Below are 17,511 nucleotides of genomic sequence, written 5' to 3'. Positions count from 1 at the left end.
ACGCAGCGAGATGCTTTGAACGTTCAGTGTGTTCAAGCCACTCGGCCTATTAGTACCGGTCGACTCCACACGTCACCGTGCTTCCATCTCCAGCCTATCAACCCGGTCGTCTACCGGGGGCCTTACACCCCTTTAACAGGGTGGGAGAACTCATCTCGAGGAAGGCTTCCCGCTTAGATGCTTTCAGCGGTTATCCCGACCGAACGTAGCCAACCAGCCGTGCCCCTGGCGGGACAACTGGCACACCAGAGGTTCGTCCGTCCCGGTCCTCTCGTACTAGGGACAGACCCTCTCAATTCTCCTACGCGCACAGCGGATAGGGACCGAACTGTCTCGCGACGTTCTAAACCCAGCTCGCGTGCCGCTTTAATGGGCGAACAGCCCAACCCTTGGGACCTACTCCAGCCCCAGGATGCGACGAGCCGACATCGAGGTGCCAAACCATCCCGTCGATATGGACTCTTGGGGAAGATCAGCCTGTTATCCCCGGGGTACCTTTTAGCCGTTGAGCGACACCACTTCCACACGTAGGTGCCGGATCACTAGGCCCTGCTTTCGCACCTGCTCGACACGTCCGTCTCACAGTCAAGCTCCCTTGTGCCCTTGCACTCGCCACCTGATTGCCAACCAGGCTGAGGGAACCTTTGGGCGCCTCCGTTACACTTTAGGAGGCAACCGCCCCAGTTAAACTACCCACCAGGCACTGTCCCCCACCCGGATACACGGGTGCGGGTTAGACGCTCAAAACGACCAGAGTGGTATTTCACCAACGACTCCACCCAAACTGGCGTCTGGGCTTCACAGTCTCCCACCTATCCTACACAAGACGCTTCAGGCGCCAATGCCAAGCTGTAGTGAAGGTCCCGGGGTCTTTCCGTCCTGCTGCGCGAAACGAGCATCTTTACTCGTACTGCAATTTCGCCGGGCCTGTGGTTGAGACAGCGGGGAAGTCGTTACGCCATTCGTGCAGGTCGGAACTTACCCGACAAGGAATTTCGCTACCTTAGGATGGTTATAGTTACCACCGCCGTTTACCGGCGCTTAGATTCTCAGCCTCGACCTCACGGTCTAACCGGTCCTCTTAACGTTCCGGCACCGGGCAGGCGTCAGTCCGTATACAGCGTCTTACGACTTCGCACGGACCTGTGTTTTTAGTAAACAGTCGCTTCCCCCTGGCCTCTGCGACCCCACCCAGCTCCCGCCGCAAGGACGTTCACCAGGCGTGGTCCCCCTTCTCCCAAAGTTACGGGGGCAATTTGCCGAGTTCCTTAACCACAGTTCACCCGATCGCCTTGGTATTCTCTACCTGACCACCTGAGTCGGTTTAGGGTACGGGCCGCCGATACACTCGCTAGAGGCTTTTCTCGACAGCATGGGATCACTCACTTCACCTAAAACGGCTCGGCATCACATCTCACCCTCATATGGTGCGCGGATTTACCTGCACACCGGGCTACATGCTTACCCCAGGACAACCATCGCCTGGGCTGAGCTACCCTCCTGCGTCACCCCATCACTCACCTACTACCCCCTCGGGTCCCACGCTCCCCGCAGAACAGGCCCGAAGGCCCACACCACAGTTCGGGTGGTTAGCATCAGAGGGTTCAGCGTTGGCGCATACCAGCGGGTACGGGAATATCAACCCGTTGTCCATCGACTACGCCTGTCGGCCTCGCCTTAGGTCCCGACTTACCCTGGGCGGATTAGCCTGCCCCAGGAACCCTTGGTCATCCGGCGCACACGTTTCTCACGTGTGATTCGCTACTCATGCCTGCATTCTCACTCCCGCAGCCTCCACCACTCGATCACTCGGCGGCTTCACCGGCTACAGGACGCTCCCCTACCCATCGGATCCAAAGATCCAATGCCACGGTTTCGGCGGTGTGCTTGAGCCCCGCTACATTGTCGGCGCGGAATCACTTGACCAGTGAGCTATTACGCACTCTTTCAAGGATGGCTGCTTCTAAGCCAACCTCCTGGTTGTCACGGCAACTCCACATCCTTTCCCACTTAGCACACGCTTAGGGGCCTTAACCGATGATCTGGGCTGTTTCCCTCTCGACTACGAAGCTTATCCCCCGCAGTCTCACTGCCACGCTCTCACTTACCGGCATTCGGAGTTTGGCTGACGTCAGTAACCTTGTAGGGCCCATCAGCCATCCAGTAGCTCTACCTCCGGCAAGAAACACGCAACGCTGCACCTAAATGCATTTCGGGGAGAACCAGCTATCACGGAGTTTGATTGGCCTTTCACCCCTAACCACAGGTCATCCCCCAGGTTTTCAACCCTGGTGGGTTCGGGCCTCCACACCGTCTTACCGGCGCTTCACCCTGCCCATGGCTAGATCACCCCGCTTCGGGTCTACAGCATGCGACTAAAAACGCCCTATTCAGACTCGCTTTCGCTACGGCTACCCGCCACCGGTTAACCTCGCCACACACCATAACTCGCAGGCTCATTCTTCAAAAGGCACGCCATCACGAACACCACCCGAAGGCAGTGAGGACGCTCTGACGGCTTGTAGGCACACGGTTTCAGGTACTATTTCACGACCCCTCACCGGGGCACTTTTCACCTTTCCCTCACGGTACTAGTCCGCTATCGGTCACCAGGAAGTATTCAGCCTTACCACGTGGTCGTGGCAGATTCACACGGGATTTCACGGGCCCCGTGCTACTCGGGAACACACCCAGAAGCCACCCAGATTTCGTCTACCGGACTCTCACCGTCTACGGTCGGCCATCCCAAGCCGTTCAACTATCCGAGCAGTTTATAACTCCTTGATCCAGCGGCAGCTGGACCCGGATGGTCCCACAACCCCGCACACGCAACGCCTGCCGGCTATCACACGCGCACGGTTTAGGCTCCTCCGCTTTCGCTCACCACTACTCACGGAATCACAATTGTTTTCTCTTCCTGCGGGTACTGAGATGTTTCACTTCCCCGCGTTCCCACCAACCTGCCTATACATTCAGCAGGCGGCGACACCCCATGACGAGTGCCAGGTTTCCCCATTCGGAAATCCCCGGATCAAAGTCTGGTTGCCGACTCCCCGAGGCATATCGCAGGCTCCCACGTCCTTCATCGGCTCCTGATGCCAAGGCATCCACCGTATGCCCTAAAAAACTTGAACACACAAAACGATCAAAACAAATCGCAGACAAACAACAAGAACCACCAAAAAAACCCGAAGGGGCTTCTCGGAACAGCTCTCATCATTCGCCAGAGATGCTCGCGTCCACTGTGCAGTTCTCAAAAAACAACCGGGCCCACCAAAACCACACCACCGGAACGGTGATGCGGTCTTGGTCCCGCGATCCAGAGGCACCCAGGCTCGCGCCCGTTCCCTCAGGACCCAACAGCGTGTCCAACCCACCAGCCGCCCGAGGCCGCCGTTCCCACTCCCCCGGACCAAAGATCCCGGGGCGGTACTTGCCGGCTCACACAGGCAGTGAGCTGAGTAGCCAGTGCTCCACATCTATGAGCAGCCACCTGACGAACATGCGCCGTCACCGGTGGCCACCGACCAGAGTCCCTCGCGTGGAGGCGTCCCTGGCCAGTTGTGTGCTCCTTAGAAAGGAGGTGATCCAGCCGCACCTTCCGGTACGGCTACCTTGTTACGACTTCGTCCCAATCGCCGGCCCCACCTTCGACCGCTCCCCCCACACAAGGTGGTTGGGCCACGGGCTTCGGGTGTTGCCGACTTTCGTGACGTGACGGGCGGTGTGTACAAGGCCCGGGAACGTATTCACCGCAGCGTTGCTGATCTGCGATTACTAGCGACTCCGACTTCACGAAGTCGAGTTGCAGACTTCGATCCGAACTGAGACCGGCTTTAAGGGATTCGCTCCACCTCACGGTATCGCAGCCCTCTGTACCGGCCATTGTAGCATGTTTGCAGCCCAAGACATAAGGGGCATGATGACTTGACGTCATCCCCACCTTCCTCCGAGTTGACCCCGGCGGTCTCCCATGAGTCCCCACCATAACGTGCTGGCAACATGGAACGAGGGTTGCGCTCGTTGCGGGACTTAACCCAACATCTCACGACACGAGCTGACGACAGCCATGCACCACCTGTCACCGGCCCAAAAAGGACCCACCATCTCTGATGGTTTTCCGGCGATGTCAAGCCTTGGTAAGGTTCTTCGCGTTGCGTCGAATTAAGCAACATGCTCCGCCGCTTGTGCGGGCCCCCGTCAATTCCTTTGAGTTTTAGCCTTGCGGCCGTACTCCCCAGGCGGGGCGCTTAATGCGTTAGCTACGGCGCGGAATCCGTGGAAGAACCCCACACCTAGCGCCCAACGTTTACGGCGTGGACTACCAGGGTATCTAATCCTGTTCGCTCCCCACGCTTTCGCTCCTCAGCGTCAGTACAGGCCCAGAGAACCGCCTTCGCCACCGGTGTTCCTCCCGATATCTGCGCATTTCACCGCTACACCGGGAATTCCATTCTCCCCTACCTGCCTCTAGTCTGCCCGTATCCACCGCAGACCCACGGTTAAGCCGTGGGCTTTCACGACAGACGCGACAAACCGCCTACGAGCTCTTTACGCCCAATAATTCCGGACAACGCTTGCGCCCTACGTATTACCGCGGCTGCTGGCACGTAGTTAGCCGGCGCTTCTTCTGCAGGTACCGTCACGTTAGCTTCGTCCCTGCTGAAAGAGGTTTACAACCCGAAGGCCGTCATCCCTCACGCGGCGTCGCTGCGTCAGGCTTCCGCCCATTGCGCAATATTCCCCACTGCTGCCTCCCGTAGGAGTCTGGGCCGTGTCTCAGTCCCAGTGTGACCGGTCGCCCTCTCAGGCCGGTTACCCGTCGTCGCCTTGGTAGGCCATCACCCCACCAACAAGCTGATAGGCCGCGAGCCCAACCCTGACCGAAAAACTTTCCACCACCGACCATGCGATCGGAGGTCATATCCGGTATTAGACCCGGTTTCCCAGGCTTATCCCAAAGTCAGGGGCAGGTTGCTCACGTGTTACTCACCCGTTCGCCGCTCGAGTACCCCCGAAGGGGCCTTTCCGCTCGACTTGCATGTGTTAAGCACGCCGCCAGCGTTCGTCCTGAGCCAGGATCAAACTCTCCATCAAGGTTCGAACGACCAACCAGGGGGCGAACCCCAGCCGGCCAAACCTCAGGAAACAATCCCAGCACCACACAGACCCCCACAGGGGCCGTGCATTGCCTCAAAGAAATCCCCGACCATCCCAAAAGAGACAGCCACGGGGCGACCCGGCCAACAAAAACAGACCGGGCCGATAAAGGCACTGGCTTTTAACACGCTGTTGAGTTCTCAAGATGGATCCGCTTTCGCGTTTCCCGCTCCGGGGCGACTCGTCTTACTTTATCGGATCCGTCCGGGCTGTCAATTTCCGGGCTTCTCCGATACGCCTTTCCAATGCCGTTTGAGCGGCACCTTCCGAGCGGTGGAGCTATTTCATCAGATCCGGCCCGATTGTCAAAATCGACCCTTTCCGACCCGCCACGGCACGGCAGACACGGCAGAGCCGCGTCAGCTGGCATAGGTGGTTCCCCTCGGATCGGCCGCCGTCAGGCGTCCCACACTCCCTTGGGGCGAAGTGAACAGTATGCCCAACACGGGGGAACGTCAAACCGGCTCGCACACATCAATGTCGTCGATCCGCCCGTCCAACCGCCACGGAGGCACTTCGACACCCGTCCGACCTCGGGTTTTGTCCTGGTTCACCCCGCCCGAACCAGTCCAACAACACATTCCAGCCCGCCAATGTTTCTTTTCGGCAACGTCAACCGCCGGCGGGGACTCATCACGGTTTGGCCAGGTACCCGCCCACGAAGAGAACTCCCTCGGCCAGGATCCAGACGAAGGCCGCGACGGTGAGGAGGGCGTCCAGCCGGTCGGGCCGGTGCCGGATGCCGGGCATCGCCCACGCGGTCACGGCGACGGCCGTGGCGATGACGGCCACCGGTGCCGAGAAGCGCACCGCGTCGTCGAATCCGGCGCCGCATCCCGGGTCGTGCCGCTCGTCCTCACCGCAGAAGGCGGCGTCGCCCCAGCCACCGAGGGCCGAGAAGGCCCAGAGAACGGCCAGCGCGCAATTGGCGATCGTCGGAATGGCCGGCGAGACGCGCCAGCCGTTCGAGCGCCCGGGCATGGCCTGCACGGACAGAACGTACCTCGCCTCGTGGGAGCCGTGAAGCCCTCGCGAAACGCGTGCCGGCTCAGGTGATCTCTTTTGCCTCGTGAAGGTTCATGTCCATGACGATCGCCGTCATCACCGCCATCGTCCGCAGCGGCTCCCCGACTGGGTCGGCGATCTCCACCGAGTACTTGTCGGCCGTCGTCAGCAGGTGTGTGGCGAGCCCGGCCCATTTCTTGCGCACGTGCGCCACCTTGGCGCCGTCGCCGTCCTTCACCTCGAAGTTGTTACGCGGCACGTCCACGTCGATCGCGCCGATCAGCGTGCCGTCGTCGTCATAGATGACATAGCGGCGGCCGACTCTCTCGGTGACGTAGGACCCGACCCGCTCTCCGTCCGGCCGCAGGACCTCCGTGTACTCCCGCCCGCTCAGCTTGTCGACGATGAGCAGCGGGTCGCCGTCGGGCGTCGTCAGCAGGACCGCCCGGGCGTCGAGATTCGACTTTCCGGGGAACACGCCCCGCATGACCGCGTTGCTTCCCTGGTCGTCCGTCGGCGCCGCGATGGCAAGGACGGCGCCGTCACCGTCCAGCACCTTGTACCGCGACTTGGCGAACGGTCCCCGTCGAGGCTGCTCGACCCTGAGCGTGGAGGAACTGAAAGGGTCGCCCATGCATACTCCTAGAGCCTCGTCGTCGGCGAGTCATGCCGGCCCTTACGGTACGCGAAAGTCCTTCGGCCGGCGGGCTATCCGATCGGCCAGTCCTTGCCTTCGTACAGCATGAGATCGATCGCCAGCGGCGCCGCGACCACCAGTACACGGAGCGGATCGGCGAGGGGCTGATAGATCTCCACCGAGTACCGGTCGGCGGTGGTCAGTATTTCGGTGGCCACGCCTTTCCATCTCTTGTCCACCTGCGCGACGTGGTTGCCGTAGGCGTCCAGTGCGGCGAACTTGCGGCCGAGCCGATTGCCGTCCAGCCTGCCGACGTGACCTCCTGACGCGTCCAGAAGCGTGTACTCGTACAGCTTGTGGTTCTGCAGTGCCCCGATCTGACCACCCTCGGGAGTGCACACCCGGGTGCTTCTCGCGTTCTGCTTCTCCACCACCAGGAGCGGCACGCCCTGCACGTTCTCGACGTGGACGGTGCGGCCGGCGTCACTACCACCGAATGCGGTCCTGACCGTCTGGCGGAGCACCGAGACGTCCCGCTCCTCCGCGGTCGCGAGCAGTGCGCCCTGACCGTCATACACCCGGTACCGAGAACGCGCTGCAGGAGCGCCGCGGGGCTGATCGACGCGCAGAACCGAGGAGTTGAAGAGGTCCATCATGGATCCGCATGATGGCAGGTCTCCCATGGCGCGGATCGGATGGCGGCCACCCGAGCATGCGAAAGGGGCGGTTCCGGTTGGAACCGCCCCTTCAGCCGCCCGTTGGAGCTGGGAACTCGCTTAGAAGTCCATGCCTCCCATGCCACCGGACGGGTCGCCCGCCGGGGCCGGGTTCTTCTCGGGCTTCTCGGCGATGACGGCCTCGGTGGTCAGGAACAGCGCGGCGATCGACGAGGCGTTCTGCAGCGCGGACCGGGTCACCTTGGCCGGGTCGAGGATGCCCGACTCGAACATGTTGACGTAGTCGCCGGTGGCGGCGTTCAGGCCCTCACCCGGGGTCAGGTTGCGGACCCGCTCCACCACGACGCCGCCCTCAAGGCCGGCGTTGACGGCGATCTGCTTCAGCGGCTCCTCCAGAGCGCGCTTGACGATGTTGGCACCGGTGGCCTCGTCGCCGGCGAGCTCCAGCTTGTCGAACGCCTTGGTGCCGGCCTGCAGCAGCGCGACGCCACCACCGGGGACGATGCCCTCCTCGACCGCGGCCTTGGCGTTGCGGACGGCGTCCTCGATGCGGTGCTTGCGCTCCTTGAGCTCGACCTCCGTCGCGGCACCGGCCTTGATGACCGCGACACCGCCCGCGAGCTTCGCCAGGCGCTCCTGAAGCTTCTCGCGGTCGTAGTCGGAGTCGGTGTTGTCGATCTCGGTGCGGATCTGGTTGACCCGGCCCGCGATCTCGTTGGCGTCACCGGCGCCGTCCACGATGGTGGTCTCGTCCTTGGTGATGACGACCTTGCGGGCGCGGCCCAGCATGTCGGTCGTGGTGTTCTCCAGCTTGAGACCCACGTCCTCGCTGATGACCTGGCCGCCGGTCAGCGTGGCGATGTCGCCCAGCATGGCCTTGCGGCGGTCGCCGAAGCCCGGCGCCTTGACGGCCACGGACTTGAAGATCCCGCGGATCTTGTTGACGACCAGGGTGGCCAGGGCCTCGCCCTCGACGTCCTCCGCGATGATCAGCAGCGGCTTGCCGGACTGCATGACGCCCTCGAGGACGGGCAGCAGGTCCTTGTTGGCCGAGGCCTTGCCCTGAACGATCAGGATGTACGGGTCCTCAAGGGTCGCCTCCATCCGCTCGGGGTCGGTCACGAAGTAGTGCGAGATGTAGCCCTTGTCGAAGCGCATCCCCTCGGTCAGTTCGAGCTCCAGACCGAAGGTCTGGCTCTCCTCGACCGTGATGACGCCTTCCTTGCCGACCTTGTCCATCGCCTCGGCGATCATCTCGCCGATCTGCGGGTCACCCGCGGAGATGGACGCCGTGGAGGCGATCTGCTCCTTGGTCTCCACGTCCTTGGCGAGCTTGGACAGCTCCTCGCTGACCCGCTCGACCGCGGCCTCGATGCCGCGCTTCAGCGACATCGGGTTCGCGCCGGCCGCCACGTTGCGCAGCCCCTCGCGCACCAGCGCCTGGGCCAGCACGGTCGCCGTCGTGGTGCCGTCACCCGCGACGTCGTCGGTCTTCTTCGCTACTTCCTTGACGAGCTCCGCGCCGATCTTCTCCCACGCGTCCTCGAGCTCGATCTCCTTGGCGATCGACACACCGTCGTTGGTGATCGTGGGGGCGCCCCACTTCTTCTCCAGCACGACGTTGCGGCCCTTGGGACCAAGGGTCACCTTCACGGCGTCGGCGAGCTGGTTCATGCCGCGCTCGAGACCGCGGCGGGCCTCTTCGTCGAACGCGATCATCTTTGCAGCCATAGGCTCCAGTCCTCCCGGAACAAGGTGGCTTAGACGGATCGAGCCGACGCCCGCGACGGACGGCCCCCGCCGACGACTGCCATTCCGCCGCCGGACTGAGACCTCATCGCCCCGACCCAGACTGTGTGAAGTTGTCACTCTCCACAGCAGAGTGCCAACCGTTTGTTTAGCACTCTACCCTGCCGAGTGCAAGCGCCACACATCCCCGCCCGGGGTGTCTCCCCACCTGCCCGGACCGGCTCTGACCAGGGTCCGCCACGGTGGACGCGATGGCTCGTACTGGACAGCCTCGCAGGGGCGGGTCACCGGTCTTGTTCAGAACCTGGGTCGTGCCAGATCAACGTTCGCGAATGCCAACCGACAAGCCGCCGGCGTAGGCCGGGGGGCGCCTTGACGGCACCGACTCGCCGTAGCCAGCTCAGATACCACGCACCGAAATCGGGGCCGGGGGTGAGAGCACCGCCGCCGAACCGCAACTCCTCCCGCCACACCTGCCCGGCGGCCGGCCCCGTCACGACCAGCCGCTCGAAGGCCCCGCAGCCGATGTCAGCGATGATCATCGATCCGGTCAGCAGATCGTCGTAGTCGATGTGACGGTCGCCGATCTCGTCGTCCAGGGCCTCCGCGGTGACGCGATCACCGACCTCCAGGACGAAGCTGCGATACGACTCGGGCAGGCGGACCTCATACCGCCCTTCGAGGTCGAGCACCTGCTCCAACCGCCACGGCGCTCCCAGCCCGCCGCGTTCCCCCAGGGAAGCGAGACCGGCAAGGATCTCATCGCGATTCCACAACTGCCCCATGCCGCATCCAACCATTCGTGCCGAGGCCCGAGCGACTCACTTTGAAGCTGTCTCAGCCGACTCCGCAGGGGGCGCTGTTGACCGTGGAGATGTCGCCGCCGGGGAAGGCGAAGTAGTCGTGGGTCGTCATGCCGGCCAGGACGAGGGCGAGGACGGCGAACAAGACCATCGGGAAGCAGACGAGCCGCGCCCAGAGAGGGGAACGGGCGCCGGCCACGAGGACCGCCACCGCGAGGACGAGAACCAGCGCCGAGGTCGCGAGGACGCCGATGGGGAGCCATGCGCCGTAGCCGTGGCTCCAGTGCGCGGCGGCGCGATCGTGCAGGCAGTCGAGTTCGCGGGCCCGGTCGGCGCGGCCCTGAAGAGCGGACATGCCCCAGAAGCCGAGAACGCACAAGCCGGCAAGGGCCGGAGCGAGTGCGCCCAGCCAACGCCACAGGGTCCCTTTCATCATTCGGGGGATCCTAGGGGGCCGCGCACCGTGGTGCCGTGGTGCCGTGGTCACAGAACGGCGGGCCCCGCGTTCCATGTACTTTGCGGGGCCCACCACCGCTGTCGAGGTGAGATGGGGAGGCCGCTCCGGATTCGATGCGCGAGTCCGGAGCGGCCGTCGTGCTTCTGTGCCCCCTAGGAGCGGCGGATTACCGCTTGTTCGACTCCTGCTCGGAGCCCGACACCGAGTTGACCACGGTGTTGCCCTTGCCGTCGTAGAGCTTGGTGGAGATGTCGCCGGTCTTCACCGACTTGTTCCCGACGATGGCGACCGCGCGCGGCGACGCGGTGAAGTTCGTGAAGATGGCGTCGCCAGGGCCTTTCTCGCTGACGCGCACCGGACCGTTCTGGCCGACGGCCGCCTTCTTCACCGCGTGGATGTTCACCTCCTTGGGGTCCGGGTTCGAGGCCCGCCGCTGCGCCGACTCCGGGGCGGCCTGCTCCGCACCCTGCTCCTGCGCGGCCTGCTGAGCGTCCTGCTGCGGCGCCGCCTGCTCCGCACCCTGCTGCTGCGCCGCCTGCTGAGCGTCCTGCTGCGGCGCCGCCTGCTCCGCGCCCTGCTGGGGCGCGTTCTGCTGAGCGTCCTGCTGCGGCGCGGCCTGCTGAGCGTCCTGCTGCGGGGCAGCCTGCTCCGCACCCTGCTGCTGCGCCGCCTGCTGAGCGTCCTGCTGCGGCGCCGCCTGCTCCGCGCCCTGCTGGGGCGCGTTCTGCTGAGCGTCCTGCTGCTGCGCGGCCTGCTGAGCGTCCTGCTGCGGGGCAGCCTGCTCCGCACCCTGCTGCTGCGCCGCCTGCTGAGCGTCCTGCTGCGGCGCGGCCTGCTCCGCACCCTGCTGCGGGGCCGCCTGCAGCGTGTCCTGCTGCGGCGCGGCCTGCTGCTCACCCTGGAGCGGCGCGGCCTGCTCGTGGGAGCCCTTGCCATGCCCCTTCTTGGTCGACTCCTGCTCGGAGCCCTCGATGGCGGTGACGGCCGTGTTGTGCTTCCCGCCGTGGAGGGTCGTGGTGATGTCGCCGGTCTTCACCGGCTTGTTGCCGATCACCGGCTTGGCGTGGGGCGACTTGACGATGTCCGTGAACATCAGGTCGCCCGGGCCCTTCTCGCTGACGTACGTGGGGCCGTTGTGCCCGACGTACGCCTTCTCCACCGCGTAGAAGTTGATGTCCGCCATGGCCGAGGGAGCCGCGAGGACTGCCGCCCCCATCGCTATTCCGGACACGGCCACCGTGCGCAAAATGCGCTTCATGCCTTTCCTCACTCTCGTAAGCCTGATCGACGCCCTGTGGAGCGCCACTCCGGCTTCAATCTTCCAGGGAGAAGCAATTGTGAAACACAAGTGCTGTAGAGGTCGTGACCAAGATCAAGTAGCGGCCTTCAGTTTAACTAAAGCTTTTACCATGTACGTTTCAGGGCGATCGGCGAAACAATCAGCCAGATCCAGCCGTCAACCGGGCATTTCTGTCGCAAGAAAGTCAGAGATTCGCCCGGTGTGCATGGAAAAGCCCCGGCACGATGGACGTGCCGGGGCTTGGGGGGAAACGTGTCAGCCGCCCGCTACGGCGGGGATGATGGAGATCTGGACGCCTTCGGGAGTCGGGGTGTCGAGGCCGTCGGCGAAGCGGACGTCCTCGTCGCCGACGTACACGTTCACGAAGCGGCGGATCTTGCCGGCGTCGTCCAGGATGCGCGCGGAGATGCCGGAGTAACCGGCCTCCAGATCGGCGACGACGGCGCGCAGGGTGGCGCCCTCGGCCTTCACCTCGGACTCGCCGCCGGTGTAGGTCCGCAGGATCGTCGGAATTCGCACGGAAACGCTCATGGTGCTCCTTTTCTCAGGCGAGGCCGGCGGCGCGGAACGCGTCCAGGGACGGGGCGATGTTCGCGCTCGGCGCGACGACCGGGGCGACGGCGTCCAGCGTCTTCAGTCCGTCCCCGGAGTTGATGATCACTGTTTCGGCGGACGGGTCGAGAGTGCCGTTCTCGATGAGCTTGCGGAGCGTCGCGACCGTGACGCCGCCCGCGGTCTCGCCGAAGATGCCCTCGGTGCGGGCGAGCAGCCGGATGCCCTCGACGACCTGCTCGTCGGTGACGTCCTCGACGGCGCCGCCGGTGCGGCGGGCGACGTCCAGGACGTAGGGGCCGTCGGCGGGGTTGCCGATGGCGAGGGACTTGGCGATCGTGTCCGGCTTCACCGGGCGGATGACGTCGTGCCCGGCCTTGAATGCGGCGGCGACGGGGTCGCAGCCGGCGGCCTGGGCGCCGAAGACGCGGTACGGCTTGTCCTCGACCAGGCCCAGCTTGATCAGCTCCTGGAAGGCCTTGTCGATCTTGGTGAGCTGGGAGCCGGACGCGACCGGGACGACGATCTGGTCCGGCAGTCGCCAGCCGAGCTGCTCCGCGATCTCGTAGCCGAGCGTCTTGGAGCCCTCGGCGTAGTACGGGCGGACGTTGACGTTCACGAACGCCCAGTCGTCCTGCTCTCCGGCGATCTCCGAGGCGAGGCGGTTCACGTCGTCGTAGTTGCCGTCCACCGTCACGAACGTCCCGCCGTACACGGCCGTCGTGATGATCTTCTGGGATTCGAGGTTGGACGGTACGAACACCGCGCTGCGGATGCCGGCGCGGGACGCCGCGGCGGCGACGGCGTTGGCCAGGTTCCCGGTGGACGGGCAGGCCAGCACCTTGAAGCCCAGCTCGCGGGCCGCGGCCAGAGCGACGGCGACGACGCGGTCCTTGAAGGAGTGGGTCGGGTTGCCGCTGTCGTCCTTCACCCACAGGCTCTGCAGGCCGAGGCTCTCCGCGAGGTTGTCCGCGCGGACGAGGCGGGTCAGGCCCGGCTCGGTGTTGGGCGTCTCCGCGACGTTGGACGGGACGGGCAGCAGCCCGCGGTACCGCCAGATGTTGCGGGGCCCGGACTCGATGCCGGCCCTGGTGACGCCCCCGAAGTCGTAGGCGATCTCCAGGGGGCCGAAACACTCCTCGCAGGCGTAGTAGGGCCCGAGGTCGCGGGTGGAGCCGCATTCGCGGCAGACGAGGGCGGTAGCCGGTCCGAGGTCTGTGGCAGGCGTGAGTGCCATGAAGCGAGGCCTTTCTCCCCATCTTCCCTGCGCCACCTTGGTCGCAGGCCGGAGTTGGCACCATCTCCCGGCCGGCCTCGCAGGATCGCGAGCGCGCGTCAGCCGGGTGGTTGCCGGGGCTTCACAGGGCCGGTCCCTCCACCCCTCTGGATGAGCGGTATTCAGTTGTGTAATCCACGAGCGGTTTGAGCTCGTATGCGTGACTTTACATGAACTGACCGGATGCCAGACAGGCGGGTCCACCGATTGAGACGTTACCCGGATGAGTTCTTGATCACGCGGTCGATGCCTTGCGGGACGGTGCGCTGGGTGGGGTCGAGGAACACGTGCCGGACGATCGGGAGCCGCTCCCGGAGCCGCCGGTCGATCTCTCCGGCTACGTCCTCGGCCTGGTCGGCGCTGATGTCGTCGGAGAAGTTGACCTTGGCGGCGACGAGGATCTGGTCGGGGCCGAAGTGCATGGTGAGCAGCTCGTCCACGCCGGTCACCCCGGGGGTGCGGAGGATCTCGGCGCGGATGTCGCGCTGCGCGGCCGGGTCGGCGGCCTGCCCGATGAGCAGGCCCATGCTCTCCCGTCCGATCCCGAAGGCGAGGACGACGAGGAGCAGCCCGATGAGGACGGACGCGAGCCCGTCCCAGAATTCGGACCCGGTGATCTGGCGCAGCGCCAGCCCGCCCGCGGCGAGCGCGAGGCCGATCATCGCGGCGGTGTCCTCGAACAGCGCGGTCTTGAACGTCACGTCAGGGGACCGCCGGACATGGTCGACGATGTCGCGGCCGTTGTCGCGGGTCTCCTTGTGCGCCTGGTAGAAGGCGCGGATCCAGGACGTCCCCTCCAGCAGCGCGCCGAGGGCGAGGACGGCGTAGGCGAGCCACACCGTCGTCCCGGTGCCGCCGTGACCGGTCATGGTCAGGATGCCCTCGAAGATCGAGAACCCGGCGCCGGCCACGAAGATACCGAACGCGGCGAGCAGCGACCAGAAGTACCGCTCGTTTCCGTAGCCGAAGGGGTGGCGCCGATCGGGGGGCCGTTCGCTGCGCTGCAGGGAGGTGAAGAGGAAGCCTTGGTTGAGGGTGTCCGCCACGGAGTGCGCGCTCTCCGCGAGCATTGCGCTGGACCCGGCCAGCAGGCCGGCGATCAGCTTGGTGATCGCGAGGATGAGGTTCGCAGCACCGGCGACGAGCACGGTCTTCGTCGTCTCGGACCTGCTCATTCCGGTCGGGTACCCGCCGCACTCCCGGCTAATCGGGACAATGCACGCAGTGACCCGCACCACGCGGGTCACTTTGAAGCGCCTCGGCCACAACTGAGACCCTGCCGGTATGAGCCAAGTGCTGGTGGCATCGAATCGGGGTCCGGTGTCGTTCTCGCTGTCGGACGACGGCGAGCTCACCATGCGGCGCGGGGGCGGCGGACTGGTGTCCGGCCTCGCCGCCGTCACGGGCGCCCCGCGCGACCCCGGCCCGTCGCGCCCGGCCGGGACGCGGTCCGAGCCGTCCGCCGAGACCCCGGACGTGCTGTGGGTGTGCGCGAGCCTGGGCGAGGCCGATCGGACGGCGGCCCGCCGTTCACCGGACGGCCGCCTGGATCTCGCGGGCTACGAGACCGGCGGCGCGGCGGTACGGATGCTCGACATTCCCGCGGCCACGTTCCACCGTGCGTACAACGCCGTTGCCAACTCGACGCTGTGGTTCGTCCATCACCTTCTGTACGACACCCCGCGCAACCCGCATTTCGATGCTCGTGCCCGCCGCGACTGGCAGTCCTATGAGGCGTACAACGCGGCCTTCGCGGACGCCCTGGCACGGGACGCCGCCCAGGGAGCGAAGGCGGCGATCCAGGACTATCACCTGTCGCTGGCACCGCGGATGCTGCGCGATCGTCGCCCGGACCTGAAAATCGCCCATTTCTCGCACACGCCTTGGGCGCCACCCGAGTACTACAGGCTGCTCCCAGACGACATCGGCAGGCAGATCCTTCTCGGCATCCTCGGCGCCGACCACGCGGGGTTCCTCACCGAGCGATGGGCTCTGGCGTTCCTCGACTGCTGCGAGCTGCTGCCCGGCGCACGCGTCGACCGCGTCTCCCGTACGGTCACGTGGTCGGGCCACACCACGCGCGTAGGCGTGCATGGGCTCGGCGTCGATGGAACGGCTCTGCGCCAACGCGCCGCCGAACAGGACGTCGCTGAGCGGGCGCGCGCGCTGCGTGAACAAGTGGGCGACCGTCAGCTCATCGTGCGCATCGACCGGACCGAACTGTCCAAGAACATCGTGCGTGGTCTCGCCGCTTACCGTGAACTGCTCGTCAACCATCCCGAGTGGCGTGGCCGCGTGGTGCACCTGGCGTTCGCCTACCCGTCCCGGTACGACCTGCCCGAGTACCGGGAGTACACGGCGGCCGTCCAGGAGATGGCCAAGCAGATCTCCGACGAGTTCGGCACGGCCGACTGGGAACCGCTGATCCTGCAGGTGAACGACGACTATCCGCGCTCCCTCGCCGCCTACGGCCTGGCGGACGTCCTGCTGGTGAACCCGATCCGTGACGGAATGAACCTCGTCGCGAAGGAGGGGCCCGTCCTGTCGGAACAGGGCTGCGCGCTGGTGCTGTCGCGAGAGGCGGGCGCGGCGGCGGAGCTGTCCGGGGACGCTCTGATGATCAACCCCTACGACGTGTCGCAGACGGCGGAGGCCCTGCACCAGGCCCTGCTCATGCCGCGCGCCCAGCGGGCCGATCGCTGCGCCCGCCTCGCCGCCGCCGCGACCGCACTCCCCCCGCAACGCTGGTTCGCCGACCAGCTCGCCGCCCTCGGCTGAGCACCGGCCGCCCCGAGAGGCGGGCGCGCGTGTTGGGTTGCGGCGTGCCGCCCTTCGGGCGTAAGGGCGGCACGCCGCGGGTCAGGTGGCGGGGCTCGGGTGCTCGGCGGCGAGGAGGGACTCGACGGGGTTCGGTTCGTGGTGCTGCTTCCAGCGTTCGCGCAGCGCGGCCTTGTGCTGGGCCATGCGGCGGTGGGCGGCGGTCCGGGTGAACCGGGCGAGCTGGGACGCGGGGGGCTTCGGCAGGCCGCTCGGCTCGTAGCCGTACTCGGCGAGCCGCTCGCCGAACGCGGCCTCGGCCAGGCTGATCTCCCACGGGTCGAGCCGTTCCGCCCACGATCCGACGCGGCTGGTCGTGACGGCGTCGTGCGTGCGTCCGTGCCACTTCTTCCGGGACGGGACGATCTGCTTCGCGAGGCCCTCGGGGCGCGTCATGGCCGGGTCGAAGTCCTCGCCGAGGAACCCGCAGAGCCGGGTCAGCTCGTCGGCGGGGTCGGCGACGAGACGTTCGTACTGCAGTTCGTAGTAGGTGTCGGGGCCGAGGCGCTCGGCGAGCCGGCGGCCGCGGTCGATCGTCTCCCGCCAGGCGGAGATGGCGTGGTGGACGTCCCCGTCGAACCAGGGCATCTCCATCAGCGACGCGACGCAGTCCCGGCCGTCCCGGACGAGGTGGACGAACTGGGCGTCGGGGAACATCCGCAGCAGCGCGCCGACGTGCTGGGAGTAGCTCGGGCGCTTGTCGCCCCAGCGCTGCTTGCCGTGCAGGCGGGCGTAGGCGCGGAACACGATGCCGACCGCCGAGCCGAGGCTCGGCGGCCCGGCGGCGATCTCGTCGACGAGGTCGGCGGCGTCCATGCCGAGCGCGTGGACCTTCGTGGACCGGTCGCTCGTGATCCACTCCGCGAGCGCCCGCCTGTTCTCCCTCACCCGGAGGTCACCGAACTCGCACCGTTCCGTATAGGCGGGCAGGACGAACTTCGTCTCCGCCGGGATCGCGATTCGGGCGTGCGAGTGCAGCATCAGCCGCAGCAGCGTCGTCCCCGAGCGCGGGCAGCCGAGGACGAAGATCGGGCGGTCGTGGCGGGAGGCCGGTCCTGGTGACATGCACCGCATGCTG

The 17,511-nt window shown here is 65.7% G+C and carries 12 protein-coding genes, 2 rRNA genes and 1 riboswitch; of the genes, 1 reads left to right on the top strand and 13 read right to left on the bottom strand.

The genetic code is table 11. The features are described from left to right. Nucleotides 1–28 precede the first annotated feature (28 nt). From ACQPZP_RS06915 to ACQPZP_RS06860, 12 genes are all read right to left on the bottom strand, one after another. Nucleotides 29–3,134: ribosomal RNA gene (locus tag ACQPZP_RS06915) — 23S ribosomal RNA — on the bottom strand. Between the two features lie 442 nt (nt 3,135–3,576). Beyond that, nucleotides 3,577–5,097 (bottom strand): 16S ribosomal RNA (locus tag ACQPZP_RS06910). The 16S and 23S rRNA genes sit together here, the layout of an rRNA operon. A gap of 696 nt (nt 5,098–5,793) precedes the next feature. Further along, complete coding sequence (locus ACQPZP_RS06905) at nt 5,794–6,150, bottom strand: hypothetical protein (protein WP_433476800.1); 357 nt, start codon at nt 6,148–6,150, stop codon at nt 5,794–5,796. A gap of 58 nt (nt 6,151–6,208) precedes the next feature. Beyond that, nucleotides 6,209–6,799 carry a phospholipid scramblase-related protein gene (locus ACQPZP_RS06900; protein ID WP_433476799.1) on the bottom strand — a complete coding sequence of 197 codons (591 nt, stop codon included), beginning with the start codon at nt 6,797–6,799 and terminating at the stop codon, nt 6,209–6,211. Between the two features lie 74 nt (nt 6,800–6,873). Continuing rightward, entirely contained in the window at nt 6,874–7,458 is a 585-nt protein-coding gene (locus tag ACQPZP_RS06895; protein WP_433476798.1) for a phospholipid scramblase-related protein, read from the bottom strand. Between the two features lie 120 nt (nt 7,459–7,578). Further along, nucleotides 7,579–9,210 carry a chaperonin GroEL gene (groL, locus tag ACQPZP_RS06890; protein ID WP_433466763.1) on the bottom strand — a complete coding sequence of 544 codons (1,632 nt, stop codon included), beginning with the start codon at nt 9,208–9,210 and terminating at the stop codon, nt 7,579–7,581. 302 nt (nt 9,211–9,512) lie between these two features. After that, a complete protein-coding gene (locus tag ACQPZP_RS06885; RefSeq protein ID WP_433476797.1) occupies nt 9,513–10,013 on the bottom strand; it encodes a hypothetical protein in 501 nt (166 codons plus the stop codon). Between the two features lie 52 nt (nt 10,014–10,065). Next, a complete protein-coding gene (locus ACQPZP_RS06880; RefSeq protein ID WP_433476796.1) occupies nt 10,066–10,467 on the bottom strand; it encodes a hypothetical protein in 402 nt (133 codons plus the stop codon). A gap of 187 nt (nt 10,468–10,654) precedes the next feature. Continuing rightward, on the bottom strand, nt 10,655–11,746 hold the full coding sequence (locus ACQPZP_RS06875; RefSeq protein WP_433476795.1) for a hypothetical protein: 1,092 nt from the start codon (nt 11,744–11,746) through the stop codon (nt 10,655–10,657). 297 nt (nt 11,747–12,043) lie between these two features. Next, complete coding sequence (locus tag ACQPZP_RS06870) at nt 12,044–12,319, bottom strand: MoaD/ThiS family protein (RefSeq protein WP_433466760.1); 276 nt, start codon at nt 12,317–12,319, stop codon at nt 12,044–12,046. A gap of 13 nt (nt 12,320–12,332) precedes the next feature. Then, entirely contained in the window at nt 12,333–13,577 is a 1,245-nt protein-coding gene (gene thrC, locus ACQPZP_RS06865; RefSeq protein WP_433476794.1) for a threonine synthase, read from the bottom strand. A gap of 15 nt (nt 13,578–13,592) precedes the next feature. Further along, a riboswitch (SAM riboswitch) is annotated at nt 13,593–13,734 on the bottom strand. A gap of 97 nt (nt 13,735–13,831) precedes the next feature. Further along, entirely contained in the window at nt 13,832–14,791 is a 960-nt protein-coding gene (locus tag ACQPZP_RS06860) for a cation diffusion facilitator family transporter (protein ID WP_433476793.1), read from the bottom strand. 109 nt (nt 14,792–14,900) lie between these two features. Between ACQPZP_RS06860 and ACQPZP_RS06855 the strand changes: the two genes are divergently transcribed. Beyond that, nucleotides 14,901–16,394: an alpha,alpha-trehalose-phosphate synthase (UDP-forming) gene (locus ACQPZP_RS06855; protein WP_433476792.1), complete on the top strand. Its 1,494-nt coding sequence runs from the start codon at nt 14,901–14,903 to the stop codon at nt 16,392–16,394. 81 nt (nt 16,395–16,475) lie between these two features. Here ACQPZP_RS06855 and ACQPZP_RS06850 read toward each other — a convergent pair whose 3' ends face one another. Further along, nucleotides 16,476–17,498, bottom strand: a complete 1,023-nt coding sequence (locus tag ACQPZP_RS06850; protein WP_433476791.1) for a sulfotransferase family protein — start codon at nt 17,496–17,498, stop codon at nt 16,476–16,478. Nucleotides 17,499–17,511 lie beyond the last annotated feature (13 nt).

Source organism: Spirillospora sp. CA-142024, assembly GCF_050942325.1.
Lineage (GTDB): Bacteria > Actinomycetota > Actinomycetes > Streptosporangiales > Streptosporangiaceae > Spirillospora.
This window is presented reverse-complemented; position numbering and strand designations above follow the sequence as displayed.